24 protein-coding genes and 1 other RNA gene are annotated in these 26406 nt (G+C 69.5%); 13 read left to right on the top strand and 12 right to left on the bottom strand.

Annotated elements, in window-relative coordinates; translation table 11 throughout:
• Window positions 1-69 precede the first annotated feature (69 nt).
• The gene (locus Q0C57_RS03420) at window positions 70-2244 is read left to right on the top strand and encodes a primosomal protein N' (RefSeq protein ID WP_296572082.1); all 2175 of its coding nucleotides are present in this window, start codon (window positions 70-72) and stop codon (window positions 2242-2244) included.
• A 182-nt stretch (window positions 2245-2426) separates the two neighbouring features.
• Here Q0C57_RS03420 and Q0C57_RS03415 read toward each other — a convergent pair whose 3' ends face one another.
• On the bottom strand, window positions 2427-3287 hold the full coding sequence (locus tag Q0C57_RS03415; protein ID WP_296572080.1) for a folate-binding protein: 861 nt from the start codon (window positions 3285-3287) through the stop codon (window positions 2427-2429).
• 93 nt (window positions 3288-3380) lie between these two features.
• Here Q0C57_RS03415 and Q0C57_RS03410 point away from each other — a divergent pair, with 93 nt between their 5' ends.
• The gene (locus Q0C57_RS03410) at window positions 3381-4709 is read left to right on the top strand and encodes a dihydroorotase (RefSeq protein WP_296572077.1); all 1329 of its coding nucleotides are present in this window, start codon (window positions 3381-3383) and stop codon (window positions 4707-4709) included.
• 56 nt (window positions 4710-4765) lie between these two features.
• On the opposite strand, the gene Q0C57_RS03405 is transcribed toward Q0C57_RS03410, so the two are convergent.
• The 6 genes from Q0C57_RS03405 to Q0C57_RS03380 all read right to left on the bottom strand — a co-directional run bounded on the left by Q0C57_RS03405 (window position 4766) and on the right by Q0C57_RS03380 (window position 8348).
• Window positions 4766-5533: a DUF2336 domain-containing protein gene (locus tag Q0C57_RS03405; protein ID WP_296572076.1), complete on the bottom strand. Its 768-nt coding sequence runs from the start codon at window positions 5531-5533 to the stop codon at window positions 4766-4768.
• Window positions 5534-5671: 138 nt separating this feature from the next.
• Complete coding sequence (locus tag Q0C57_RS03400; RefSeq protein WP_296572075.1) at window positions 5672-6472, bottom strand: hypothetical protein; 801 nt, start codon at window positions 6470-6472, stop codon at window positions 5672-5674.
• A gap of 28 nt (window positions 6473-6500) precedes the next feature.
• A complete protein-coding gene (locus Q0C57_RS03395) occupies window positions 6501-6761 on the bottom strand; it encodes a hypothetical protein (RefSeq protein ID WP_296572074.1) in 261 nt (86 codons plus the stop codon).
• 142 nt (window positions 6762-6903) lie between these two features.
• On the bottom strand, window positions 6904-7323 hold the full coding sequence (locus tag Q0C57_RS03390) for a TIGR02301 family protein (RefSeq protein WP_296572073.1): 420 nt from the start codon (window positions 7321-7323) through the stop codon (window positions 6904-6906).
• A gap of 63 nt (window positions 7324-7386) precedes the next feature.
• On the bottom strand, window positions 7387-7845 hold the full coding sequence (locus Q0C57_RS03385) for an NUDIX hydrolase (RefSeq protein ID WP_296572072.1): 459 nt from the start codon (window positions 7843-7845) through the stop codon (window positions 7387-7389).
• Window positions 7842-8348, bottom strand: a complete 507-nt coding sequence (locus Q0C57_RS03380; RefSeq protein ID WP_296572071.1) for a hypothetical protein — start codon at window positions 8346-8348, stop codon at window positions 7842-7844. The genes Q0C57_RS03385 and Q0C57_RS03380 overlap by 4 nt, the downstream gene beginning before the upstream one ends.
• Before the next feature lie 108 nt (window positions 8349-8456).
• Here Q0C57_RS03380 and Q0C57_RS03375 point away from each other — a divergent pair, with 108 nt between their 5' ends.
• The 3 genes from Q0C57_RS03375 to Q0C57_RS03365 all read left to right on the top strand — a co-directional run bounded on the left by Q0C57_RS03375 (window position 8457) and on the right by Q0C57_RS03365 (window position 11147).
• Window positions 8457-9203 (top strand): SOS response-associated peptidase, encoded by a 747-nt coding sequence (locus tag Q0C57_RS03375; RefSeq protein ID WP_296572070.1) that lies wholly within the window; start codon window positions 8457-8459, stop codon window positions 9201-9203.
• A 131-nt stretch (window positions 9204-9334) separates the two neighbouring features.
• Window positions 9335-9658: a hypothetical protein gene (locus Q0C57_RS03370; RefSeq protein ID WP_296572069.1), complete on the top strand. Its 324-nt coding sequence runs from the start codon at window positions 9335-9337 to the stop codon at window positions 9656-9658.
• Window positions 9659-9674: 16 nt separating this feature from the next.
• A complete protein-coding gene (locus Q0C57_RS03365; protein WP_296572068.1) occupies window positions 9675-11147 on the top strand; it encodes a methyl-accepting chemotaxis protein in 1473 nt (490 codons plus the stop codon).
• 27 nt (window positions 11148-11174) lie between these two features.
• On the opposite strand, the gene Q0C57_RS03360 is transcribed toward Q0C57_RS03365, so the two are convergent.
• Window positions 11175-12620, bottom strand: a complete 1446-nt coding sequence (locus tag Q0C57_RS03360; RefSeq protein ID WP_296572066.1) for an FAD-binding oxidoreductase — start codon at window positions 12618-12620, stop codon at window positions 11175-11177.
• Between the two features lie 156 nt (window positions 12621-12776).
• Here Q0C57_RS03360 and ssrS point away from each other — a divergent pair.
• Window positions 12777-12931, top strand: a non-coding RNA gene (ssrS, locus tag Q0C57_RS03355) — 6S RNA.
• A gap of 332 nt (window positions 12932-13263) precedes the next feature.
• Entirely contained in the window at window positions 13264-14181 is a 918-nt protein-coding gene (locus tag Q0C57_RS03350; RefSeq protein ID WP_296572064.1) for a pirin family protein, read from the top strand.
• 4 nt (window positions 14182-14185) lie between these two features.
• On the opposite strand, the gene Q0C57_RS03345 is transcribed toward Q0C57_RS03350, so the two are convergent.
• A complete protein-coding gene (locus Q0C57_RS03345) occupies window positions 14186-14545 on the bottom strand; it encodes a carboxymuconolactone decarboxylase family protein (RefSeq protein ID WP_296572061.1) in 360 nt (119 codons plus the stop codon).
• A gap of 197 nt (window positions 14546-14742) precedes the next feature.
• Between Q0C57_RS03345 and dxs the strand changes: the two genes are divergently transcribed.
• The 3 genes from dxs to Q0C57_RS03330 are packed head-to-tail and all read left to right on the top strand — an operon-like array spanning window position 14743 to window position 18675.
• On the top strand, window positions 14743-16671 hold the full coding sequence (dxs, locus tag Q0C57_RS03340; RefSeq protein WP_296572060.1) for a 1-deoxy-D-xylulose-5-phosphate synthase: 1929 nt from the start codon (window positions 14743-14745) through the stop codon (window positions 16669-16671).
• Window positions 16668-17405 (top strand): TlyA family RNA methyltransferase, encoded by a 738-nt coding sequence (locus Q0C57_RS03335; protein ID WP_296572057.1) that lies wholly within the window; start codon window positions 16668-16670, stop codon window positions 17403-17405. The genes dxs and Q0C57_RS03335 overlap by 4 nt, the downstream gene beginning before the upstream one ends.
• Window positions 17406-17457: 52 nt before the next feature.
• The gene (locus tag Q0C57_RS03330; protein ID WP_296572055.1) at window positions 17458-18675 is read left to right on the top strand and encodes a methyltransferase; all 1218 of its coding nucleotides are present in this window, start codon (window positions 17458-17460) and stop codon (window positions 18673-18675) included.
• Between the two features lie 3 nt (window positions 18676-18678).
• On the opposite strand, the gene Q0C57_RS03325 is transcribed toward Q0C57_RS03330, so the two are convergent.
• Window positions 18679-19644 (bottom strand): L-threonylcarbamoyladenylate synthase, encoded by a 966-nt coding sequence (locus Q0C57_RS03325; RefSeq protein WP_296572052.1) that lies wholly within the window; start codon window positions 19642-19644, stop codon window positions 18679-18681.
• Window positions 19645-19834: 190 nt separating this feature from the next.
• Between Q0C57_RS03325 and Q0C57_RS03320 the strand changes: the two genes are divergently transcribed.
• From Q0C57_RS03320 to Q0C57_RS03310, 3 genes are all read left to right on the top strand, one after another.
• Window positions 19835-21619, top strand: coding sequence for an acyl-CoA dehydrogenase (locus tag Q0C57_RS03320; protein ID WP_296572049.1), 1785 nt, complete (start codon window positions 19835-19837; stop codon window positions 21617-21619).
• 10 nt (window positions 21620-21629) lie between these two features.
• A complete protein-coding gene (locus Q0C57_RS03315) occupies window positions 21630-22403 on the top strand; it encodes an enoyl-CoA hydratase-related protein (RefSeq protein ID WP_296572046.1) in 774 nt (257 codons plus the stop codon).
• 243 nt (window positions 22404-22646) lie between these two features.
• A complete protein-coding gene (locus Q0C57_RS03310; protein ID WP_296572043.1) occupies window positions 22647-23621 on the top strand; it encodes a tripartite tricarboxylate transporter substrate binding protein in 975 nt (324 codons plus the stop codon).
• A 37-nt stretch (window positions 23622-23658) separates the two neighbouring features.
• On the opposite strand, the gene ribB is transcribed toward Q0C57_RS03310, so the two are convergent.
• Window positions 23659-24984, bottom strand: a complete 1326-nt coding sequence (gene ribB, locus Q0C57_RS03305; RefSeq protein WP_296572040.1) for a 3,4-dihydroxy-2-butanone-4-phosphate synthase — start codon at window positions 24982-24984, stop codon at window positions 23659-23661.
• Window positions 24985-25267: 283 nt separating this feature from the next.
• Entirely contained in the window at window positions 25268-26353 is a 1086-nt protein-coding gene (aroC, locus tag Q0C57_RS03300; protein WP_296572037.1) for a chorismate synthase, read from the bottom strand.
• Window positions 26354-26406 lie beyond the last annotated feature (53 nt).

Below are 26406 nucleotides of genomic sequence, written 5' to 3'. Positions count from 1 at the left end.
GCTCCCGGCCGGAGCGCTTGCGCCGCCGGTGCCATTCCCTTCGCGTCCGTGGCACGCTAGGCCATCGTCATGACCGCGCCCCGCTTTGCCGACGTGCTGATTCCGGTCGCTGTCGACCGGCCCTACAGCTATCGCGTCCCCGAGGGGATGGTGCTGGCGCCCGGCGACGTCGTGGCCGTGCCGCTGGGCAACCGGACGACCATCGGGGCTGTCTGGGCGTTGCGCGACACGCCCGGCGGTGTCTCCCACAACCGGCTGAAGGACGTGGCGCAGCGCTTCGCCGTGCCGGCGGTCCCCCATGCGGTGCGCCAGCTTTGCGACTGGCTCGCCGACTACACCCTCAGTCCCCGCGGCATGGTGCTGCGCATGGCGCTGCGCGATCCGGAGGATCTCACGCCCCCGAAGCCGCGGGTCGGCATCCGTGTCACCGGTGCCGCGCCGGCCCGCCTGACGCCGGCGCGCGGGCGCCTTCTCGCCCATCTCGCCGACGGTCTCGCCCGCGCCAAGGGCGAGGCGGCCCGCGAGGCGGGCGTCTCGGCCTCCGTGGTGGACGGCCTGGTCGATGACGGCGCGCTGGAAGCCGTGCTGCTGCCGCCGGAAGTCCTGGCCAGGCTCGACCCCGATCACGGCGTGGCCTCCCTCAACGATGCCCAGCATGCCGCCGCGCTCGCCCTCTGCGACGCCGTCGCGGCCCGTGCCTTCGCCGTCCAGTTGCTCGACGGCGTCACCGGCTCCGGCAAGACCGAGGTCTATCTCGAAGGCGTCGCCGAGGCGCTGCGCCAGGGCCGCCAGGTGCTGATCCTCGTCCCCGAGATCGCCCTGACGACCCAGTTCCTCGACCGCTTCGCCGCCCGCTTCGGCCACCGTCCCGCCGCCTGGCATTCCGGAGTCGGCGCGACGAAGCGCGGCCGCGTCTGGGCCGGCGTCGCCTCGGGCGAGGTTCAGGTGGTCATCGGCGCCCGCTCGGCGCTGTTCCTGCCCTTCGCCGATCTCGGCCTTGTCGTCGTCGACGAGGAGCACGAGGGTGCCTACAAGCAGGATGACGGCGTCCATTACCACGCCCGCGACATGGCGGTGGTGCGCGCCCGGCTGGAGACCATTCCCGTCATCCTCGCCTCCGCCACCCCTTCCGTCGAAAGCCGCGTCAATGCCGATCGCGGCCGCTATCGCCGCCTGGTTCTGCCCGAGCGTTTCGGCGGCCGCGACATGCCGAAGATCGCCACCGTCGACCTGCGCAGCGCCGGGCCGCAACGCACCCGCTGGATCGCCCCGGCGCTGGAGGCGGAAATCCGCCGCACGGTCGAGGCCGGAGAGCAGGCGCTGCTCTTCCTCAACAGGCGCGGCTATGCCCCGCTCACCCTCTGCCGCACCTGCGGCGAGCGCATCCAGTGCCCGAACTGCTCGGCCTGGCTGGTCGACCACCGCTTCCGCCGCCGGCTCGTCTGCCACCATTGCGGCTTCAACATGCCGCCGCTGGAGCACTGCCCGAAATGCGAGGCGGTCGACAGTTTCGTCGCCTGCGGTCCGGGGGTCGAGCGCCTCGCCGAGGAATGCGCCACGCTCTTCCCGGAGGCGCGGCTCCTGGTGCTGTCCTCCGACATGGCCGGCGGCATCGAGCGCATCCGCCAGGAGATCGAGGCGGTGGCCCGCGGCGAGGCCGACATCGTCATCGGCACCCAGCTGGTGGCCAAGGGGCACAATTTCCCCAACCTCGCCCTGGTTGGGGTCATCGACGCCGATCTCGGCCTCTCCAATGCCGACCCCAGGGCCGGCGAGCGCACCTTCCAGCTGCTGCAGCAGGTGGTCGGCCGGGCAGGGCGGGCGAAGGACGGCTCGCGCGCCCTGATCCAGACGCACCAGCCGGAGCACCCGATCATCCAGGCCATCGTGCGGGGGGATCGCGAGGGCTTCTACGAGGCCGAGATCGCCATGCGCGAGGCGGCCATGCTGCCGCCCTTCGGACGCCTTGCCGCCCTGGTCGTCTCGGCCGAGGCGCTGGGCGACGCGCAGGCCTATGCGCGGACGCTGGTGCGCGCCGTGCCGCCGACCCCGGAGGTGAAAGTGCTGGGGCCGGCGGAGGCGCCACTGGCGCTGGTGCGCGGCCGCCACCGCGTCCGCCTGCTCGCCCGCTCGCCCCGCGCCTTCGACCTGTCGGGCTGGATGCGCCGCTGGCTCTCCGCGGTCGAGGCCCCGCGCGGCAATGTGCGGCTGGAGATCGACGTCGATCCGCAGAGTTTTCTGTGAATTGAGAAGCGAAGGCCCAACCCTCGCCCTCCCGCTTTGCGCGGAGAGGCGGACTTTGACGTCGCCGCCCAATCGCAGGGGGGAGAGCCTGGTGCAACCGGAGCCAAAGCAAAACCGACGCCGGAGTCTCCCTCTCCTGGCGTCAGCAGGGGGAGGGGGCGGGTGGGGCCCTTCTTCGTCCCTCAGCCCCCGCCCGTCTCCCCCGGCCAGGCGAAGCGCGCCCAGTCCGGCTTGACCGGCGTCAGGGCGATGCCGCCCGCCGTGATCGCCTCGCCGGCCGCCAGCGCATCGGCGACGCGGTCGAGGCGGAGCTTGGCAAGTCCGCGGCCGTCCGCCGCCGATCCCATCATGCCGATTGTCTTCTCGCCGGCCATCACATCCAGCCCCTCCATGGGCGGGAAGTCGGAGAAGGTCACCGGCACGACGCGGGTGCGGGCCGTGCCGCGGTGCTGCATGCGGCTCACCACCTCCTGGCCGACATAGCAGCCCTTGGCGAAGTCGACGCCGGCGAGTTGGTCCATATCCGCCTCGTGCGGGAAGGCGTCGCCATAGGCGAAATCGCGGCCGCCCGCGGGAATGCCGAGGCGGATGCGGTAGGCGTCATAGGCGCCCGCATCCGACGGGTTCTCCAGCGGCAGCGGCGCTATCATGCGCCAGCCAAGGGCGGGATGGCGTGGGTCGCGCACGGCGACGGCGCCCTCCGGCTTGCCCATGTCACCCCAGATCGCCATCACGCCGACCTCGTCCGACAGGTCCGCGACTGCGACCTTGGCGCGCAGCCGGTAGAAGGCGAGCTTCCTGGCGAGGTCGGCGGCGAGTGCCCGCGGCACATCGACGAAAAAGCCTCCACCGGTGTCGCCCGGTGCCGGAATGACGAAGAAATCGACGATAATCTTGCCCTGCGGCGTCAGAAGGGCCCCAAAACGGGCCTCGCCCGCCGGAATCGCCACGACGTCGCAGGTGACAAGGCCCTGCAGGAAGGTAGGGGCGTCCTCGCCGCTGACGCGGATGACGCCACGGTCAGGCAGGGCTGCGCTGGGCATGAGGCATCTCGTTCGCTTGGCACGGTAATGGTTCTCGGACATAAGCAAGTCCCCGCCGGGGACAAGGCCCGGCATCATGCCGGGAGCCGCGCCATGCCCAATTACGACGTCATCTACAGGAACGGCACGGTGGTCAACCAGGACGGCCGGACCCTCCGCGACATCGGCGTCACGGCGGGCCGCGTCGCCTTCATCGGCGACCTCGGCCAGGCCTCCGCCGGAGAGGTCGTCGACTGCACCGGCCTCCATATCCTCCCCGGCGTCATCGACAGCCAGGTGCATTTCCGCGAGCCGGGGCCGACCCACAAGGAGGACCTGGAGACCGGCTCCCGCGCCGCCGTCATGGGCGGGGTCACCACTGTCTTCGAGATGCCGAACACCGATCCGCTGACCACGTCCGAGGCGGCGCTCGCTGACAAGGTGAGCCGTGCCACATCCCGCATGCATTGCGACTTCGCCTTCTGGGTCGGCGGCACCCATGACAATGCCAAGGACGTGGCCGAACTGGAGCGCCTGCCCGGCGCCGCTGGCATCAAGGTGTTCATGGGCTCATCCACCGGGTCCCTTCTGGTCGAGGACGACGCCGGCGTCGCCGCGATCCTGCAGAACACCCGCCGACGCTCCGCCTTCCATTCCGAGGACGAGTTCCGCCTGCGCGACCGCAAGGGCGAACGTATCGAGGGCGACCCGCGTTCCCATCCCGTCTGGCGCGACGAGGCCGCAGCGCTCATCTGCACCGAGCGGCTCGTCGGAATCGCCAAGCGCTTCAACGCCAAGATCCACGTGCTGCATATCTCGACCGCCGAGGAGATCGACTATCTCCAGCACCACAAGGACGTCGCCACCTGCGAGGCGACGCCTCACCACCTGACCCTCGTCGCGCCTGACTGCTACGAGCGGCTCGGAACCCTCGCCCAGATGAACCCGCCGGTGCGCGACATCAGGGCCCAGGCCGGCATCTGGAAGGGCATCGCACAGGGCATTGTCGACGTGCTCGGCTCCGATCATGCTCCCCACACGCTGGAGGAGAAGCAGAAGACCTATCCGGCCTCGCCTTCCGGCATGACCGGCGTGCAGACGCTGGTGCCGACCATGCTCGACCACGTCAATGCCGGCAAGCTGACGCTGGAGCGCTTCGTCGACCTGACCAGCGCCGGCCCCTGTCGCATCTTCGCCATTGCCGGCAAGGGCCGCATCGCCGCCGGCTACGATGCCGACTTCACCATCGTCGACCTCAAGCGGCGCCAGACCATCACCAATGGCTGGATCGCCTCGAAGAGCCAGTGGACGCCCTATGACGGCAAGCAGGTCACCGGCTGGCCGGTCGGCACCGTCATCCGCGGCCGCCGGGTCATGTGGGAGGGTGATCTCGCGACGCCTTCGGGCGGGCAGGTGGTCCGTTTCCAGGACCAGCGGGCGTGACGGCATCCCGGCTCCGGGCCGCCGCCTGAGGCCTCTGGGCCAGCCGCCGTCGGGGATCAGAGAAAACGGACGCCGATGTCGCGGCCATCCTGCCAGACCGGCTCGCAGCTGCGCTTCACGGCGGTGCTGGCGAAGCTCAGGAGCAGCGGCCCCGACGGGCGCGCCAACGTCGCCAGCATCAGCTTGGCGCCTGTCTTGGAGATGTCGACCAGCCGGCACCTGACCGTGCCGCCTCCGTCCTGGCGGCTGAGTTCGGCCGGATATTCGACGGCCTTGCGGGGGGCCTTGCGCAGTTCCTCGAACCTGGCGCGTTGACGCTGGTCCAGGTGCGTCCGAGCCTCCGCCGACAGATCGGCCCCGGGATTGCGGTCAATGGCGCGGACCACGGCGCGGTTGCCGCGGACCACCAGCGCATCTGCGACGGCTGCAGGAATGGTGCGGCGACGGCTGATGGCGAGCAGATGAGACTGGCCCTGGCTATCGATCACCTTAAGCAGGGTCTCGTTCGACAGCAGGGGCGAGCGGGCGAGCACCGGTCCCGCCACATCGATCCAGTCGTCCTCCGCCAGTTGCTCCACCACGCGCGGCGGCGCCTTGGGGTCGCTCGACACCCGCTCGGCGATGGCGATCCGCCCATCGGGCGGCACATCGGCTACAAGGCGGGCGATGACGTGGTCGACCGTGTCCGCCTGTTCGCTCGTATAGACCGCGGCATTCTCGGCGAACTGGTCGATGAGCCGGACGACCTTGTCGGTCAGTCCGGCGCTCGGTTGCCGCGCCACCAGTTCGTCGATGGCGATGGTGACGGTCTTGCTGTCCGGCATGCTCGGCGGTTCCGCTGAGGTCGCCACCTGCGACCATGCAGCTTACGAAAGTAAGGGCTGCAGCCTTAACGGGCGCATAAGACAAGCTTCAGCCGGGCGAAGCTGCTGCCCCAGCGTCATCACATGATTAATACAGTCCTATTCTCCGGCCAAAAAGAAATGGACCGTGCCGTCCGGGCCGATTCCCAGCCGCCAGAACACCCAGGCGCCGAGCGTGCGCGTGTCGCGCACGTCCTGCGCCGTCATCAGCCGGTAGAGATCGACGGACTGGCGCGGGGTGAGGTCGGTCAGTGGCACATGGGCAAGATAGGGCCAGACGTACATTTCCTGCGGCGTACCCTTGTTGATGAGGGCCGCCGGCAGGTCGAGGATGTTGAGCAGCACGGCGAGGATCTCGCGCCCCTCGCCGTCGCCCGAGGCGGCCTTCCAGAAGGCCACGGGGTCGCGCTCCGGCCCACGGGTGAAGACCGGCATCGTCTCGTTGATCTGGAAGACCACGCCGAGGCGGGCAATGTCGCCGGAACGGGCGGCGAGGATCAGCCGCTCGCGCATCGAGCCGACGCGTTCGCGCAGGTCCTCGTTGTCCGGGAGGATCTCGACCGAGACCGGGGCGCGCGCTGCTCGCCGCGGACCTGGCGCCGGGACCGGCGTCGCGGCCGGGGGTGTCGCGGCAGGAGGCGTCGCAACAGCAGGAGGCGTCGCAACGGCAGGTGCCGGGGCGGGAGGCGTGGCAGGCGGTGGCGCGGTTCTCGCCGCCGGTGGGGGAGCCTCCGTCGCCAGCGGCGTCACGTCCCGGATCGTCGAGCGCAGCGGTGAGCCGGCGCCGACGACCGGCTCGGCCAGACGCGGGGCCTCCCGCGGCATGATCTGTGCCACCGATACGCCGAGCACCGCCGTCGTGATCAGGGCTGCGAGAAGGGCCAGTCTGCGCGGGTCCACGAGGCGCCCCCGGGGGTGGCGGTCCGAATCAATGGGAAGAGCGGTCGACGGTGAACTCGCCGTCCCGGACGCGCTCGGCCAGACGCTGGGCGAAGGTGGCGGTGGCCTCTTCGCCATAAGTCGCGACCATCTCGACGAACGAGGCGAAGATGGCGGCCTGGGCGATGCAATCGACGTCGAGCCCGTCAAGGCGAGCCTCGGCGAAGGCTTCGGAGACGTAGCCCATGGCCGCGTGGCGCTGGTCTTCGGCCTCGGCCGACCGGACGGTCGTCTCAGGAGAAAAATGCATCATGACGTCCATTGCGGGGCCGTCGATCGACCCTTTCACGAGACGGAACCCTAGCATGGTCCGCCCGCCGGGACACCCGTTTCTGACCGGAAGGTTAACGGCTGTGAAGAAAATCGAGCCGTTCCCCAAATGATACAGACGGTCAGTTTCCGTAGCGGCTGGTGATCTCGGCGATCAGCCGCCGCGCTTCGGCGACATAGCGCCGTGTCGCCAGCCGGGCCGCGGGTGCGCAACTGCGATGGGTCTGCTCGAAGCCGCCATAGCCGCGGTTGAACGCCTGCACGAGCCTTTCCCGCCGTTCCCCTCCGGCAGCCTCGGCATCGAGCAAGGCTTGCATCTCGCGCCGCCAGGCCCCGCCTTCCGGGCCATCGCAGAGCGTACGCAGGTAATGCAGCGCGCCGATGATCTCCGACAGGCGCAGGAGTTGTGGCTCATAGGGAGCCCTGAGCGCGGCCGGAGGTACCGGCACGGGTGCTGCCGCCGCCCGTGGCGCCTGCGCCACGGCGGGACCAACCGGAACCAGCGCCACGAGCAGCGCAAAAGCCTGGACGAGCTTCATCATGGCCGAGATATGAGCGACGTGGCCGCTGGCCGCAACGGAAAGCTGCGCGGGTGGTTGACGCGCTCAGGGCGGGGCCAGGGCGAGGGCGGCAGCAAGGACCTTCGCCAGCCCCTCGGTTGCCGGCAGGCTGGCCGCCTCGTCCGGCCGGATCCACCGGATGGCGGCGGCTTCCGGTGAGACGGTGCCCTCGCCGCTGATCCAGCGGGCGGCGAAGGACAGCACGACGAAATGGCGTTCCACCCGGTCATCGCCGTCCCGCAGGATGATGTCGCGGGCGCTGCACAGGCCGATGGGGGCCGCAACGACGCCGACCTCCTCCATCAGTTCGCGTGCGGCGGCCTCGGCGAGCGTCTCGCCGATCTCGACCAGACCGCCCGGCAGGCTGAACAGTCCGGCGCCGGGGGCGTTGGCGCGCTGCGCGACCAGGATGCGCCCGTCGCGGATGACCGCGGTCGAGACGGCGAGGATGGGGCGGGCGGGATAGGACCGGTCCGCCGCGAGGATGCCGCCGGAACCGCTCACCGCGTCATCAGTGCATCGATGGCGTCCTGCGCCGAGGCGCCGTCGCCCTCGTCGTCATGGATCACCGCGTTCATGACGCCGGACGTGCGTGCGGCGAGGTGTTTCAGCCGGTCCGAGGCTTCCTCGGCGATGTAGCCGGCCATCGGTGTTCCGGCATGGGTTCTCAGTTGGGCGATCGTATCGAGCATCACCGTGTCCATCTCCGCCACAAAAGCGAGAAAGCGGCGGCGAGAGCCGACGGGCGCTTCGGCGAAGGCCTGGAGCACGAGGTCCTTGTCGCGATAGTGGGAGCGGTTGAAATGCTGCTGGTAGGATGCCGGCTGCCAGGCGAGGACGTCATCCACGCAGTCGGGCATGGTCGGGACCAGTTCCAGAAGCATGATGACTTCGTTGAAATGGTTGAGGTAGTCGGTGGCGAGCCGCGTGTCCGGATGAATATTGGCCGCACGCAGGCGCTCAGGCGTCAGCGCTGTCGTGGAGTCCTGACGAACGACGTCGAGCATGGAATATGGTCGCCCCCAACTTTACACGCCACTCAGCCACGCCTGCAGTGAAAGAAGCCTTAAGTCGTGACCATGAGTTTCCAGGACGCAAGGGCAGGTGAGATTTGAATGTGTGGCCGTTATGCGATCAAGACCATTCCTGAAGTGATGCAGGCCGCCTTCGGCTATGAAGACCGGCCGAACTTCCCGCCGCGCTACAACATCGCGCCGACACAGCCTGTTCCTGTCGTCACCATCGATCAGGGGCGGCGGCGTTTCGTGCTGATGCGCTGGGGATTCATCCCCGGCTGGGTGAAGGACCCGAAGGACTTTCCCCTGGTCATCAATGTCCGCAGCGAGACCGCGCGAGAGAAGCCCTCGTTCCGCGCCGCCTTCGTCCGACGTCGGGCGCTGATGCCGGCGGACGCCTTCTACGAATGGCACAGGGCGGGCCAGGTGAAGACCCCCTACATGGCCCGCCGCCCGGATGGCGGGCTCTTCGCCTTTCCCGCGCTTTGGGAGACCTGGATCTCGCCGGACGGCTCCGAGATCGACACGGTGGCGATGCTGACGTCGCCGGCCTTGCCGCCGCTTGCGGCGATCCATCACCGCACGCCGGTGATCATCGAGCCCGCCAACTGGAACGAATGGCTCGATCCGGCCACCACGGCGGACCGCGCCGCGGTGCTGCTCGAGCCGGCGGTCCAGACCGAACTCGAACTCGTGCCGGTCTCGCCGGCGGTCAACCGCGTCGCCAATGACGGGCCTGAACTGCAGGAGCCGGCCGGCGCTGCGACCACCGCGCCCGCCGGGGCGCAACCCCGCCGCCGTTCCGCCGCGGCGCCGCAGAAGGGGCAGGGCAGCCTGTTCGACTGATCCCCGTCGATCGGAGACCGGCCCGCGGCCGCCGGTGCCACATGCTTAAACAAATAACAACAAATTCCGCGCAATTTGCCATGACTCGCGCCGGACTATCCCGTCCGTCCCGGGGCTGCCACGGATCCTTCATGTCTCCGCGTCCGGCACTGAGCGCGCGTCTGCTGCTCCCACTCACCGTTCTGACCTGCCTCGCGGTTCCCATCGTCGCGGCTGCGGCGCCGCGCGCCGGCCAGCCGGTGGCCGTCTTCGCCTGGTCGACCCATGCCGGTGGAGCCGCCGCCATCGCCGCGCGCTCGGATGGCGAACTGCGCTCGGCCAGCCGCAGCAACCGCATCGTCATCGCCTCGTCGAACCATCCCGACTTCGTGACGCGGCTCTATGGCGCCGGGGCACTTCTCGTCATCGACGCCACCATGGCCGCCGCCTGTCTTTCACTTTTCGTCTCGCTCTGAGAAGGGACGCCACGTCATGAGCCTCGTTTCACCCACATCCACGCTCGACCGTCTGCGCGGATCGGTCGCCGTCGCAATGCAGGGCATTCTCGCCGCCGTCGCCGTGCTGGTCATCGCCATCGCCCTGATGCGTGGCTCCGGCGGCATGGTCATCACCCTCGCCGGCACCGTGCTCGTCGCGGCGCTCGGCCTGCTCGCCATCGGCAAGGGCCGGACGGATGCGACGGCCCGCATCGGCTCGTCCGTCTCCGCCGCGGCACTGGTCGCCATGCTGACCTTCGCGCTCGAACGGTCGATCTATCAGATCGACATGCACATGGCTTTCTTCGCCGGCCTCGCCATCGTCGCCCTGTGGTGCTGCTGGCGGTCGGTCGCCGCCTATACGGTGGTCGTCGCCGTCCACCACCTCGGCCTCAACATGATCTATCCGATGGCGGTGTTCCCCGAGGGCGGCGACTTCGGGCGCGTGGTCATCCATGCCGTCATCCTGGTCGCGCAGGCCGTGGCGCTGGCCTGGCTCTGCGACCGCCTCGCGGCCGCGCTCGCGGCGTCAGACGCCGCCGTCTCGGAAGCCAACCGTGCCACCGAGCGCATGGAGGCCGCCGCCTCCAGCGAGCGCTCGCTGGCCACAGACCAGGCCGAACGGCAGGCCCGTCTCGAAGCCGCGATCGGCGACTTCAAGGGACACGTCGCCGGCATTCTCGCCGGCATGCGCAACGGCATGACGGCGCTTGGCGATGCCTCTGGCACCGTCCGGAAGGCGGCCCAGGGGACCGTCGAGATCACCGGCCGGGCAGCGCATTCCTCCCAGGCCGCCGTCACCAATATCGGTGCGGTGGCCGCCGCCAGCGACCAGCTCAGTGCCTCCGTTGGTGAACTGGCCCAGAAGGTCGGCGAGACCGCGACAGTGGTCCGAGAACTGGCCGGCGAGGCGACCCAGGCCAATGACAGCATTTCCGAACTGTCGGCCGCCGCCGAGAAGATCGGCGCGGTTGTCGCCCTCATCCAGTCGATCGCCGAGCAGACCAACCTTCTCGCCCTCAACGCCACCATCGAGGCGGCGCGTGCCGGCGACGCCGGCAAGGGTTTCGCCGTCGTTGCCTCCGAGGTGAAGTCCCTCGCCGTCCAGACCTCGAAGGCCACCGGGGAGATCGCCCAGCAGATTTCCGCCGTGCAGCATCTGACCAAGGGGGCCGTCGGCGCGATCGAGGGGATTTCGAGCCGCATGGGACTGATTGACCACAATGCCGCGGCGCTCGCCTCCGGTATCGAGGAGCAGTCGGCCGCGGTCCAGGAGATCAACCGCAGCATCGGCGAGATGCGTGACCTCACCAATCGGATCGAGACGGCCGTCAGCGACATCGCCACCCGGGCCAGCGCCAGCGCCGCTTCGTCGGAGACCATGGCCGAGACCACCGCCAAGGTCGAGGGCGCGGCCACAGGGCTCGGCACGGCCGTCGAGGACTTCCTCGGCAAGGTCGCTGCCTGACGCGGCCCTGACGCCCCGGCAGGGGTCCTAGAGGACCTTGCCGGGGTTGAGGATGCCCCTGGGGTCGAGCACGGCCTTCATCTGTCGCATGATGTCCATGGCGACCGGGTCCTTCACCGCCGGCAGCAGGTCGCGCTTCATGCGGCCGATCCCGTGCTCGGCAGAGATCGAGCCACCGAACGTGCCGACGATATCGTGGACGATGGTCTGGACTGCGTCCCAGTGCTCGAGAAAAGCCGCCTTGTCCATCCCGACGGGCTGGCTGATGTTGAAGTGGATGTTGCCGTCGCCGAGATGGCCGAAGGGCACGGGACGGCAGTCCGGCATATAGGCGAGGCAGGCCGCGACCGCTGCCGCGATGAAGTCGGGGACGGCCGCGACGGGCACCGAGACGTCGTGTTTGATCGAGCCGCCTTCCATCTTCTGCACCTCGCTCATCCCCTCGCGCAGGCGCCAGAAGGCGTTGCGCTGGTCGATCGTGTCGGCGAGGGCGGCATCGGTGACGATCCCCTCCTCGTAGCCGGCGGCGAGGATCTCCTCCAGCGTCTCGCGCAGGCCCGCGGCCGAGGCGGTGGACAGTTCCATCAGGCAGTACCAGGGCGAGGGCTCGGCCAGGGGATCGCGCGCGCCGGAAAGGTGCCGGAGCACGAAGTCGAAGAGGTTGCGCGGCATCAGCTCGAAGCCGGTGACCGAGGGTCCGGCGCGCTCCTGCGCGGCGTTGAGCAGGGCGAGGCCTGCTTCCGGCGAGGGCACCGCCACCCAGGCCGCCTCGATGGCGCGCGGCGCCGGATAGAGCTTCAGCACCGCCGCCGTGATGATGCCGAGCGTGCCTTCGGCGCCCATGAACAGGTGCTTGAGATCGTAGCCCGTATTGTCCTTCTTCAGCGTCCTCAGGCCGTGCCAGATGCGGCCGTCGGCCAGCACCACCTCAAGCCCGAGGACAAGATCGCGCGCCATGCCATAGGCCACCGCCTGGGTGCCGCCGGCATTGGTCGAGAGGTTTCCGCCGATGGTGCAGGAGCCCTTGGAGCCGATGTTCAGCGGGAACAGCCGGCCGACCTCGCCGGCGGCGTCCTGCGCCTGTTGCAACGTCACGCCGGCATCGACCGTCATCGTATTGCCGGCGGGATCGACGGCGCGGACCGCCGTCATGCGGTTGAGCGACAGCACGATCTCGGCACCGGTCTCATGGGGCACATGCCCGCCGACGAGGCCCGTCGCGCCGCCCTGCGGCACCACCGGCGTGCCGGTTTCATGGGCGAGCGCCATGACCGCCGCGACCTCTTCCGTCGAGCCTGGCCGCACCACCAGTGAGGTGCGCCCGTGATACAGGCTGCGGTCGTCGCGCAGATAGGGCGCCTGGTCGCCGGGATCGGTGATGGCATAGCGGGGCCCGACGATGGCGGCGAAGCGCTCGATCAGCGGCGCCGGCATCGGCGGGGCGAGGGCGGTGACGGGCTTCGGCAGCGGCATGGCGGGCGTTCCGGCGGCGGCATTCGGGAAATCGGGCTGCCTATTGGGACGGGTGGGGCGCAAGCGTCAACGGGTTCGAGAGGATGACGGCGGTGAATTCACTGCGAGCGGTCCGACGGGTCTTCCGCCGGAGGGCTTTTCGACCTATCTGTGAAAGTGGAGCTGCGACGCACGTCAGGACACAAATTCCCCGGGGCCTTATCGATCTCACGGGAGCTGTCCCTGTCCTCGACCCTGGTCTTGGGTACACGGCGCCCACCTACTTAGGTAGGTTCCCGGGATCGCTTGTCCAACGGCAGAGCGGCTCCACTGTCCTCTCGCCAGGCGGCGACGCCGATAGAGGGCGCTCCTGACGCTGCCAGCCCCCTACCCAGTATCCATCCCATCCGCCATTCCAGGCCTTGTCCCGGGCATCTGTGAATTCTGGGAAGGGCGGCGGTCCATTCAGGGATGGCTCCGGTCTTCAAACGTGACCCGGCGAAAAAGGGCGGGGCCTGCGGGCGCCGAAGTGCGATGATCGGCAGTCGAACCTCTGGACACCTTGCATCCTTGCAATCTGTGAGAGCCCGATTGCCGGTCGCCCCGGGGGGCCGCCTCCGCTAGCCTTTCCAACATCGACGCCCCATCCCAGAGGAGCTCTGCGATGTCCTTCGCCCCGACCCCCGATCCGGCCCCTGGCGACAGGTTCGCCTGCGACGCCATCGATATGGTCATCGTCCCGCGCACCCACGATATCGGCGGCTTCACGGTGCGCCGGGCCCTGCCCTTCGTGAAGCGGCGGATGGTCGGGCCCTTCATCTTCTTCGACCATATGGGGCCTGCCACCTTCACCGACGGCGGCGGCATCGACGTGCGCCCGCATCCGCATATCGGCCTGTCGACGGTGACCTATCTGTTCGAAGGCGAGATCCAGCACCGCGATTCCCTCGGCACCTACCTGCCGGTGCGGCCGGGCGAGGTGAACCTGATGACCGCCGGGCGCGGCATCGTCCATTCCGAGCGCACCGATCCCGCCCTGAAGAGCCAGGGTCACAGGCTGCACGGCATCCAGAGCTGGGTGGCGCTGCCGAAGACCCACGAGGAGACGGCACCGGGCTTCGAACATGTCGCGCAGCGCGACCTGCCCGTCATCAGCGGTGACGGCAAGACCGTCCGCGTCGTGATGGGCACGCTCTATGGCGCGACCTCTCCGGCGACCCAGCACTGGCCGACCATCTATGGCGACATCGCGCTGGAGGCCGGCGCGAAGCTGCCGGTCGACGCCGACACGGAAGAGCGCTGCCTCTATGTCGTCTCCGGCGAGATCGACCTCCAGGGCGACATGTTCGGCGAAGGGCAGCTTCTCGTGCTGCGCCCCGGCGACCGCATCACCCTTGCGGCGGTGACGCCGGCGCGGCTGATCCTGTGCGGGGGCGCGACCATGGACGGGCCCCGCCTCATCTGGTGGAACTTCGTCTCCTCGTCGAAGGAGCGGCTCGACCAGGCCAAGGAGGACTGGAAGCAGAAGCGCTTCGACACCGTGCCGGGGGACGAGGAGGAGTTCATCCCCCTGCCGGCGTGAGGCGTCAGGCCTGGGCCCTGGCCTTCTCCTCGAACTGCAGGAAGGCCGTGTAGGCGTCGGCCGCATACATGAGCGAGGGCCCGCCGCCCATCTGGATGGCGACGCCAAGCACCTCGGCCACCTCCTGGCGGGTGGCGCCGAGCTTGACCAGCGCCTCGGCATGGTAGCCGAGGCAGCCGTCGCAGCGGGCCGCGACGCCGAGGGCCAGGGCAATGAACTCCTTGGTCTTCTTCGACACGGCGCCGTCCTTCATGGCGGCCTGGGTCAGGGTCGAGAAGCCGGCCATGGTGTCGCCGGCCTCCTTGCGCAATTCGCGCAATCCGGCGGAGAGGTCCCGGGTGATCTCGGGATAGACCTTGGTCATGACTGAGGCTCCTTTTTCATATTCTATGTTTTGCATATAATGGGAGCCACGGCTCTCGACAACGCTGCGACCGCAGATCATGGCTGCGCCAATCAGCCGCCCTACACCCGCTGCATTGCGCCGCCATGTCCGGTGGTGTACCCCTCGACGCCCTTGAGAACCGCATTGATCCGTCCCGCCACAAGCCGGTGACACGAGTGACAGACCGCCCAGCCACGCCTCTTCTCGACACGATCCGCATCCCCGCCGATCTCCGCAAGCTCCCCGAACATCAGGTCAGGCAGGTCGCCGAAGAGCTGCGTGCCGAAACCATTTCGGCCGTCTCGGTCACCGGCGGCCATCTGGGCGCCGGCCTCGGCGTCATCGAGCTGACCACGGCGTTGCACTTTGTCTTTGACACGCCGTCCGACCGCATCATCTGGGATGTCGGCCACCAGGCCTATCCGCACAAGATCCTCACCGGGCGCCGCGACCGGATCCGCACCCTGCGCCAGGGCGGCGGCCTGTCCGGCTTCACCCGCCGGTCCGAGAGCGAATATGACCCCTTCGGCGCGGCCCATTCCTCCACGTCCATCTCGGCCGGGCTCGGCATGGCGGTGGCACGTGATCTGTCGGGCAGGAAGAACGCCGTCATCGCGGTGATCGGCGACGGCGCCATGTCGGCGGGCATGGCCTATGAGGCGATGAACAATGCCGGGGCCCGGCAGGAACGGCTGATCGTCATCCTCAATGACAACGATATGTCGATCGCTCCCCCGGTCGGGGCCATGTCGGCCTATCTGGCCCGCCTCGCCTCGGGCAAGACCTATCTGAAGCTGCGCGACATCGGCAAACAACTCACCAAGCGCCTAGGCCGGACCATCGACAGGACGGTGACCCGCGCGGTGGAACATGCCCGCGGCTTCGTCACCGGCGGGACGCTGTTCGAGGAGCTCGGCTTCTACTATGTCGGCCCCATCGACGGCCACAATCTCGACCATCTGCTGCCCGTGCTGAAGAATGTCCGGGACGCCGATTTCGGCCCGATCCTCGTCCACGTCGTCACCCAGAAGGGCAAGGGCTATGGCCCCGCCGAAGAGACCGAGGACAAGCTGCATGCGGTGGCGAAGTTCGATGTCGTCACCGGTGCCCAGGTCAAGGCCAAGGCCAATGCGCCGAGCTACACGAAGGTCTTCGGCGAGAGCCTGGTGAAAGAGGCGGCGAAGGACGGGAAGATCGTCGCCATCACCGCGGCGATGCCCTCGGGCACCGGCATCGACATCTTCGAGAAGGCCTATCCCGCCCGCACCTTCGATGTCGGCATCGCCGAACAGCATGCGGTGACCTTTGCGGCCGGGCTCGCCACGGAAGGCTACAAGCCCTTCTGCGCCATCTATTCCACCTTCCTGCAGCGCGCCTATGATCAGGTCGTGCACGATGTCGCCATCCAGAACCTGCCGGTGCGCTTCCCCATCGACCGCGCCGGGCTGGTCGGTGCCGACGGCGCGACCCATGCCGGTTCCTTCGATGTCGCCTATCTCGGCTGCCTGCCGAACATGACGATCATGGCCGCCGCCGACGAGGCCGAACTCGTCCATATGGTGGCGACCGCCGCCGTCCATGAAGCCGGGCCGATCGCCTTCCGCTATCCGCGCGGCGAGGGCGTCGGCGTCGACCTCCCGGTGGAGGGTGTTCCGCTCGCCATCGGCAAGGGCCGCATCGTGCGCGAGGGCTCGCGCATCGCGCTGCTGTCCTTCGGCACCCGTCTCGCCGAATGCCTGAAGGCGGCCGAGGATCTCGGGGCGCTCGGCCTGTCGACGACGGTGGCCGACGCCCGCTTCGCCAAGCCGCTCGACATCGACCTCGTCACCCGGCTCGCGCGCGAGCACGAGGTGCTGATCACCGTCGAGGAGGGCTCCATCGGCGGCTTCGGTTCCTTCGTGCTGCATGCGCTCGCCGATCGCGGCCTGCTGGACGGCGCCTGCCGGGTGCGGACGATGGTGCTGCCGGACGTCTATCTCGACCACGACAAGCCCGAGGCCATGTATGCGCGCTGCGGGCTGGATGCGCGTGGCATCGTCGGCAAGGTCTTCGAGGCCCTGGGGCGTGAACTCATCCAGGCCGAAACCGGGGCCCTGAGGGCTTGAGCCCGCGCCGGCTGCGGGCCGACCTCCTGCTGGTCGAGCGCGGCTTCTTCGACAGCCGCGCCAGGGCGCAGGCCGCGATCGCGGCGGGGCTCGTCCGTGCCGAGGGCCGGCCGGTGCGCAAGGCCTCGGAGGAGATCGCCTCCACGGCGGACATCACCGCCGAGGCGCCGCATCCCTGGGTGTCGCGCGGCGGGATCAAGCTTGCCGCGGCGCTCGCGGCCTTCTCGGTGAGGCCCGGCGGCCGGACCTGCCTCGACGTCGGCTCCTCCACCGGCGGCTTCAGCCATGTGCTGCTGACCGAGGGCGCGGCCCGGGTCATCGCGGTGGATACGGGGCGCGCCCAGTTTCATGCGAGCCTGCGTGCGGATCCCCGCGTCACGCTGATGGAAGCGACCGACATCCGCAAGCTGACGCCGTCGGATCTGCCGGCGGTGCCTGATCTCGCGGTCATCGATGTCAGCTTCATCTCGCTGCGGCTCGTCCTGCCCGCCGTGACGGCCCTGCTCGCCGCCGACGCCACGTTCATCGCGCTGGTGAAGCCGCAGTTTGAGGTTGGCCGCGGCCAAGTCGGCAAGAACGGCATCGTCACGGATGTCTCGGCGCGCGAGGCCGCTGTGGCGGCGGTCCGCGCCGAGGCGGAAGGCCTCGGCTGGCGCATCGGCGGCCTGATCGACAGCCCGATCGCCGGCGGCGACGGCAACCGCGAGTTCCTGATACATGGGACGAGGCCTTGAGCTGCCGTCAGCCCCTATGGGCCAAGTGCAGGCAGGCAACGATCGGAAACCCATGACCACCCGCCTCACCATCTCCCATGTCGGCCATCGCGGCGATGGCGTCGCCGCGGGGCGCTTCGTCCCCTTCACCCTGCCGGGCGAGGTGGTGGAGGTGGAGGGCGTCGCGGAACGCGTCGTCCCCTCGCGCATCGTCACCGCGAGCCCTGAGCGGGTCGCGCCACCCTGCCCGCATTTCGGCACCTGCGGCGGCTGCGCCCTGCAGCATTGGGCGCGGGCGCCCTATCTCGCCTGGAAGCGGGACCTGGTTGTCGCGACCCTCGCCCAGCACGGGCTTCACCCGGAGGTGGCGCCCACCATCGACGCCGAGGGCGCGGGACGGCGGCGCGTCACGCTCCACGCCCGGCGCGGCGCGGGAACCCGGCTCGATGTCGGCTTCGCCGCCGCCCGCAGCCACGCCATCGTCGCCATCGAGGCCTGCCCGCTCCTCGCCTCCTCCCTCCACAGGGCGCTTCCCGCGGCGCGGCTCGTGGCCCGTGCGCTGGAGGGCGTCGGCAAGCCGATCGACCTGCAGGTCACCGCGACGCTGCAGGGGCTCGACATGGACATGCGCGGTCCCGGCAAGCTCGGCGAGAAGGACCGGCTGCGCCTGATCGAGGCGGCCAATGCCGCCCCCCTCGCTCGCCTCACCAATCACGGCGACCTGGTGATGCAGCGCGAGCCGCCGAGCATCATGATCGACGGCCACCGGGTGCCGCTGCCGCCCGCCGCCTTTCTGCAGGCGACGGAAGCCGGGGAAGAGGCGCTGGTGCAACTGGTCCTCGCGGGGGTCGGCAAGGCGAAATCCGTGGCCGATCTTTTCTGCGGCGTCGGCCCCTTCGCCCTCAGGCTGGCGCGGCAGGCCAAGGTGCGGGCGGTGGATGCCGACGCGGGCGCCATCGCCGCCCTCGCCCAGGCCGTACGTATGGCCTCCGGGCTGAAGCCGATCCAGGCGGAGACCCGCGACCTGTTCCGCCGGCCGCTCATGGCCGCCGACCTCAAGGGGCTCGACGCCGTCGTCTTCGACCCGCCGCGCGCCGGAGCGGAGACGCAGGCCGCCATCCTCGCCAAGGCTGATATCGGCCGGATCGTTGCGGTCTCGTGCAACGCCGCGAGCTTCGCGCGCGACGCCTGCCTCCTCGCCGCGGGGGGCTGGAAACTCGGGACGGTGACCCCGGTCGACCAGTTCACCTGGTCGGCGCATGTGGAACTGGTGGCGACATTCCAACGCTAAGCGTCAGTCCCGCGGCGCGGCGGCCCGGGCGAGGCGGTCGCGGATCGCCTCGCCGAGCCCCTGCGCCGGGATCGGCATGACGGCGATGCGCCGGGCGCCTGACGCATCGAGCCGCCGCAGGTGACCGAAAAGATTGGCGGCGGCCTCGGCGAGATCGCCCGTCGGCGACAGGTTGAGGATGTCAGCCGCACCGGACGGGGCCCCCGGCCCGAAGGCGAGCAACGCCTCGCCGGGTTCGATGCCGGTGGCGTCGAGCCGGATGGCTGCCTTCGGGGCATAGTGCGAGGCCAGCATGCCCGGCGCGATGGTCGCCTCCCCCGTCGCGGATGCGAGAGGCCGACCGATGACCGCCTCCACCGCGTCGCGCGGCACGCCGCCGGGCCGCAGCAGGACCGGCGGGCCGTCGAGGCAGGCGACGATCGTCGATTCGACGCCGACAGCGGTTGCGCCGCCGTCCATCACGGCGTCGATCCGGCCGTCGAGATCGGCGAGGACATGGGCGGCGGTGGTCGGGCTGACATGACCCGAGAGATTGGCCGAGGGCGCCGCGACGGGGCGGCCGGTGGCGGCGAGCAGGGCCATCGCCACCGGGTGGCTCGGCACGCGCAGGCCGACCGTGTCGAGGCCGGCGCGGGCAAGATCGGCGACGGCCTCGCCGGAAGCGACGGGTACGACCAGCGTCAGCGGCCCTGGCCAGAAGGCGCGCGCGAGCGCCCGCGCATCGGCATTGAAGCGGCCGAGGGCGAGCGCCGCCTCTGGCGTCGCCACATGGGCGATGAGGGGGTTGAAACTCGGCCGGCCCTTGGCCGCGTAGATGGCGGCGACCGCCCGGCCGTCGGTGGCGTCGGCGCCCAGGCCGTAGACGGTCTCGGTGGGGAAGGCGACGAGCCGCCCCGCACGCAGGAGGCGGCCGGCTTCGGCCATGCCGGCGGCGTCAGGCGCGAGACGGAGGGTGGAGCGGGGCGGCATAGGCGGCGCTTAGCACGGCGGCCGCAGAAACTCATCTCCCGCGATCCCGCCGCAGGCAAAGGCCCCGTCATTCAGGACCATCGGCGACCCGCCCTCCGGACCGTCTGCGAGGCGCCGATCAATCATGCGTTTGGCGTCCTTGTCGCTGGACCATGTCAGACCTAGAACCAAAGTCGTACGGAGATTGCCCATGACCTATCGCGCGCCCGTGACCGACATGCTCGCCACGCTGAAGCATGTGGTCGGCCTCGAACAAATGCTGGCGAGCGGCCTCTACGGGGATCTTACCGTCGCGGACATCGCGGCCATCCTCGATGAAGCCGGAAAGTTCGCCGCCGAGCGCATCGCTCCGCTGAACCGGCTCGGCGACCACCACGGAACCCCGTTCAAGGACGGCGTGGTCACCATGCCGCCCGGCTGGAAGGAGGTCTACAGCGACTGGGCCGCCGCCGGCTGGAACGCGCTGATGGCCGCCGACGCCTATGGCGGGCAGGGCTTGCCCTGTGTCGTCAACTCCGCCTGTATCGAGATGTGGAACGCGGCCTCCGGCGCCTTCGGCCTCGGCCCGCTGCTGACCCAGGGCGCCATCGAGGCGATCACGGCCCATGCCTCCGAGGCGCTGAAGGCGAAGTACCTGCCCAAGATGGTCTCCGGCGAATGGACCGGCACCATGAACCTCACCGAGCCGTCGGCCGGCTCCGACCTGTCGGGCCTGAGGACCCGCGCCGAGCGCGCCGGTGACGGCACCTACCGGATCACCGGCTCGAAGATCTACATCACCTATGGCGAGCACGACCTGACCGAGAATATCATCCACCTCGTGCTGGCCCGCCTTCCCGACGCACCGCCCGGCACCAAGGGCATCTCGCTGTTCCTGGTGCCGAAGATCCTCGTCAACGACGACGGCGCGCTCGGCGCGCGCAACGACGTGCGCTGCCATTCCATCGAGCACAAGCTGGGCGTCCACGGCTCGCCGACCTGCACCATGGTCTATGGCGACGCCGGCGGCGCCATCGGCTGGCTGGTGGGCGAGGAGAACCGCGGCCTGATGGCGATGTTCACGATGATGAACAATGCCCGTCTCGCCGTCGCCCTGCAGGGCGTCTCCATCGCCGAGCGGGCGACGCAGCAGGCGGTGGCCTATGCGATGGAGCGCCGCCAGGGCAGGGCGCCGGGGTCGAAGGGCGAGGGCATCAGCGCGATCATCGAACACCCGGACGTCAAGCGCATGCTGGCGACCATGCGCGCCTCGACGCGGGCGGCGCGGGCCATCTGCTACATGCTGGCGGCGGAGATCGACCGCGCCCATCTCGGCGCCAGCGAAGCCGAGCGCAAGGCCGGCCATGCCCGGGCCTCGCTGCTCACCCCGATCGCCAAGGCCTATGCCACCGACATCGGCAACGAGGTCGCCTCGCTCGGCGTCCAGGTGCATGGCGGCATGGGCTTTGTCGAGGAGACGGGCGCCGCCCAGCACATGCGCGACGCCCGCATCTACGCGATCTACGAGGGCACCAACGGCATCCAGGCGATCGACCTCGTCACCCGCAAGATCGGCATCGACGGCGGCGGGCTGGTGGCGGCTGAGATCGCCCGCATGCGCCACGTCATCGCCGAGGTGAAGGGCGCCAACGCTGCCGGCTTCGGCCAGACCGCGGTGCGGCTCGGTGCGGCGGTCGATGCGCTGGAGAGCGCGACGCAGCACCTGCTGACGGCGCTGGCCTCCGACCCCGCGGATGCGCAGGCCGGCGCCACGCCCTATGCGCGGCTGTTCGGACTGGCGCTGGGCGGCACGGCGCTCGCCGAGAAGGCGCTGCGGCTGCGCGGCAACGGCGCCTCGGATACCGAGCGCGCCGAGGCCCTGGGCCTGGCCCGTTTCTTCGCCGAGAACCTCGCCACGGCGGCGCCCGGGCTCGGTGCCTCCATCGTCACCGGCGGCCATTCGGTCACCGACCTCGACATCCCGCTCGCGAGCTGAGGATCCCTCCATGGACCGCATCTCTGCGCAGGCCGGCACCGACCATGTCACCGTCACCCGTCACGACAAGGGCGTGGTGCTGGTGCGGATGAACCGGTTCGACAAGAAGAACGCGCTGACCGGCGCCATGTACGACACGATGCGCGGCGTCATCGAGAATGCGGCTGCCGAGGGCACGCGTGCCGTTGTCTTCGCCGGCGGCCCGGGCGTCTTCACCGCCGGCAACGACATCGCCGACTTCATGCAGCGCTCGGCGGCCGGGGCTTCCGCCGGATCGCCGGCGGGCGATTTCATCAAGGCGCTGGCGACCGTCGAGGTGCCGATGATCGCCGCGGTGGACGGCCTCGCCATCGGCATCGGCACCACCATGGTGCTGCATATGGACCTCGCCTATGCCAGCCCGGCTGCCATGTTCCGCATGCCTTTCGTCGATCTCGGCCTGGTGCCGGAGGCCGCCTCGTCGCTGCTGCTGCCGCGCCTCGCCGGCATGAAGAAGGCCACCGAATATCTCCTGCTGGCCGAGCCTTTCGGGGCGCAGGAGGCCGAGGCCATGGGCCTCGTCAACGCCGTCGTGCCCTCGGCTGAGATCGAGGCCAAGGCCCTCGCGGTGGCGACGAAGCTCGCCTCCAAGCCGCCGATCGCCCTCGCCCATTCGCGCCGCCTCATGCGCAAGGGGGCGGAGGAGGTACGGGCCCGGATGGACGAGGAAGGCGCGCTTTTCGCCGAGCTGCTCAAGGGCGACGAGGCGCGACAGGCCTTCATGGCCTTCATGACGCGGAAGTAAGGCGCACGTCTGCGGTTCCGGAGTCCTGGCCCAAGGACATTAGGCCGCAGGGCGCGGACGGTGCTGCACGCAAGGCGCGCAGCGGCCACCGCTTGCAGCCCTGCCGATCGGCAGCCTATTTTCCGCGGGGATCATTCCGCCATGCCCGAACGGGCGGCTGCGACGGGGTGTTCCGGCGAGGCTCACCCTTCGCCGATCGTCGTGAACGAGAGGGGCCGGCGAGGCCCCGTTGCGGAGAACATTGTGAACAGACGCATTGTGACGACCCTGCTGGCGACATTGACAGCTCTTGCCCCGCTGGGGGCGCAGGCCCAGACCCGCTTCCCCGAACGGCCGCTGCAGATCATCGCGCCCTTTGCCGCGGGCGGGGCCGCCGATGTGCTGAGCCGTTTTCTCGGCCGGGCCCTGGAGAGCCGACTCGGCCAGCCGGTCATCGTCATCAACCGGCCGGGCGCCGGCACTGTGATCGGCGTCCAGGCGCTGCTTCAGGCCCCAAAGGACGGCTACACCCTCCTCCTCACGTCGAACTCGACCTTCACGCTCAATCCGGCGATCATGCCGAACCTCCCCTACGTGGCGACCCGCGATTTCGAACCTCTCGCCCAGGTCGCGACCGCCAATCTCGTGCTCCTGACCTATGCCGACCATCCGATCCGGGACGTGCCGGCCCTTGTGGCAGCAGCCAAGGCCGAGCCGGACAAGCTGACACTGGCATCGTTCGGGACGGGGACCGTGTCGCATTTCGCCGGCGAGTGGTTCAAGTCGGTCGCCGGCATCCGCATGGTCCATGTCCCCTACCGGGGCAGCGGGCCGGCCATGAACGATCTCGTCGGCAAGCACGTGCCCTTCCTCGTTGACACGGTGGTGGCGGCGCGGCCGCAGATCGAATCGGGAAGGGTCCGCGCCCTCGCCGTGACCTCGGCGACGCGGTCGCCGATGTTGCCGGACGTCCCGACCCTCCAGGAACTCGGCTTTGGCGGGATCGACCTGTCCTCCTGGGTCGCCGTGGTGACGGCGAGCGGCATTCCCGCCGATGCACGGGCGAAGCTCGGCGAGGCCCTTGCGGCTGTCCTGCGCGATCCGGCCGCCCAGGCCGAAATGCGGAAATCGGGATTTGAACCCGTCTACCGTGTCATTCCGGATTGGGCTGGCGAGATCGCCAGGGAAATCGAGCAGATGAAGGCCATCGCGGCAGCGGCCAATATCAGGCCCGAATGACCGCGGCGGCTCCCGGAACCGGGAGCCGCGGGGCCGGTCAGCCCTCCAGCATCTCGGTCGCGACGATCTCGATGCCGAAGCCGCCGAGCCCGACATAGTGGCGGGTCTTGGAGGCCAGCAGACGGATGCGGTTGGCACCGAGATCCCGGAGGATCTGGGCACCGAGGCCGATCTCGCGCCACTGGTCGTCACGCATCTTGGCCGAGCCGTGGCTCTCATGGATGTCGGGGGCGGGGGCGGTGGCGGCCAGCGACTGGGCGGGAACGCCGGCCGTGCCGTCGCGCAGATAGACCAGCACACCACCCTTCCGCGCCAGGGTCTTCATCGCCGCGTCGCAGGAGCGGTTCTTGCCGAAGACGTCGCGCAGCACCGTCTCGCGGTGCAGGCGGACGAGTGTCGCTCCGGCCTCGTCGACCTCGCCGAAGACCAGCGCCAGATGCTCGACGCGGTCATAGGGCGTGCGGTAGGCGATGCCCCGGGCGGGTCCATAGGGCGTCTCGATCGGGAACTCGCCGGCACGCTCGACCAGCCGGTCTCGCGCCTGGCGGTACTTGATGAGATCGGCGACCGACACCATCAGGAGGCCGTGCTTCTCGGCGAAGGCGGTGACCTGCGGTCCGCGGGTGACCGTGCCATCGTCGTTGACCAGTTCGCAGATGACGCCGATCGGCGGCAGGCCGGCGAGCTTGCACAGATCCACCGCCGCCTCCGTGTGCCCGGAGCGCATGAGCACCCCGCCCTCCTTGGCGATAAGCGGGAAGATGTGGCCCGGGCGGACGAAATCGACGGCGCCGACATTGGGATTGGCCAGCGCCCGGACCGTGGCGGTGCGATCATCGGCGGAAATGCCGGTGGTCGTGCCGTGGCGGTAATCCACCGAGACGGTGAAGGCCGTGCCATGCGGCGAGTCGTTGGACGAGACCATGGGATCGAGACGCAGGCGCTGCGCTTCCTGCAGGGTCAGCGGCGTGCAGACGATGCCGGAGGTATGGCGGACGATGAAGGCCATCTGCTCGGGCGTGCAGAGCGAGGCGGCGACGATCAGGTCGCCCTCGTTCTCGCGGTCGTCGTCGTCGGTGACCACGACCATCTGCCCCTTGCCGAAGGCGTCGAGGGCGGCCTTCACGCGTTCGGTGGCTTCGAGCATGGATCTCTCCTGATCACGCGGCCCGGCAAGGCCGATAAAGTCATTGGGGGTGACGGCCCCCGCCGTGAGTTCGGCGATGCGCTGCGCCGTGTCGCGCGACATCCACGGCGCATCGCCATTGCACAGGGCAGTGACGGTGGCCGGCGACACGCCGAGCCGGCGGGCGAAGGCCAGCCGCGTCATGCCGGCACGGGCGAGCCAGATGTCGAGCTTCATGGCCCGAAAATGGCGGGGGAGGAATTTTCAGTCAAACTGAATTTTTGCGGATACAGCCCTGCGTTTTGGCAGGGATGAATAGACTGCGGTGCGACGGTGCGTCCTTCGAGGCTCGCTCCGCTCGCACCTCGCGATGGGGAGGGCGGTGAGCGGCACAAGGCGGGAAGGGAGGCAACCCAACCTTTGCCGCGCCCAGATGTCAGCTCCACGTTCATCATCCCGAGGCGCGCGCCGAAATGGTGAGCCTCCAAGGGCGCAGCTCGCTGACGCAGCAAATGCTGCCCTACCCGTTCTGGCCGCGGTTCCGCAGATAGTGATCGGCAATGACGCAGGCGACCATGGCCTCGCCGACGGGCACGGCGCGGATGCCGACGCAGGGGTCGTGGCGGCCCTTGGTGAGGATGTCGGTCTCGCCGCCCGCCTTGTCGATGGTCAGCCGCGGCGTGAGGATCGACGAGGTCGGCTTGACGGCGAAGCGGGCGACGACGGCCTGCCCGGTCGAGATGCCGCCGAGGATGCCGCCGGCATGGTTGGAGAGGAACAGCGGCTTGCCGTCATTGCCCATGCGGATCTCGTCGGCATTCTCCTCGCCGGTCAGCGCCGCGGAGGCGAAGCCCGACCCGATCTCGACGCCCTTGACCGCGTTGATGCCCATGAGGGCGCTGGCGATCTCGGCGTCGAGCTTGCCGTAGATCGGCGCGCCGAGGCCGGCCGGCACGCCCTCGGCGACGATCTCCAGCACAGCGCCGATGGAGGAGCCGGCCTTGCGGATGCCGTCGAGATAGGTCTCGTAGAAGGCGGCCTTGTCGGGGTCCGGACAGAAGAACGGGTTGGCGCCGACCACGTCCCAGTCCCACCTGGCGCGGTCGATGGCATGCGGGCCCATCTGCACGAGGGCGCCGCGCACCACCAGCCCCGGCACGACCTTGCGGGCGATGGCACCGGCGGCGACGCGGGCCGCCGTCTCGCGCGCCGAGGAGCGGCCGCCGCCGCGATAGTCGCGGATGCCGTATTTCGCCTCATAGGTGAAGTCGGCATGTCCCGGCCGGAACTTGTCCTTGATGTCGGAATAGTCCTTCGAGCGCTGGTCGGTGTTCTCGATCACCAGGGCGATGGGCGTGCCGGTGGTCACCTGCACGCCGTCGTCGTCGATCATCACGCCGGAGAGAATCTTCACCGCGTCGGGCTCGCGGCGCTGGGTGGTGAAGCGCGAGGTGCCGGGACGGCGGCGGTCGAGATCGGCCTGGATGTCCTCGGCGGTCAGCGGGATCCGAGGCGGGCAGCCGTCGACGACGCAGCCGAGCGCCACCCCGTGGCTCTCGCCGAAGGTGGTGACGCGGAACAGGTGGCCGAAGGTGTTGTGCGACATGGGCTGCGGATTAGGGGGAAGCTGATGGGGGGTCAAGCGGTTGGAGGTGACGT

Source organism: Phreatobacter sp. (assembly GCF_022843985.1).
Taxonomy (GTDB): domain Bacteria; phylum Pseudomonadota; class Alphaproteobacteria; order Rhizobiales; family Phreatobacteraceae; genus Phreatobacter.
Note: the sequence above shows the minus strand (reverse complement) of the source record. Positions and strands in the feature narration are given on the sequence as shown.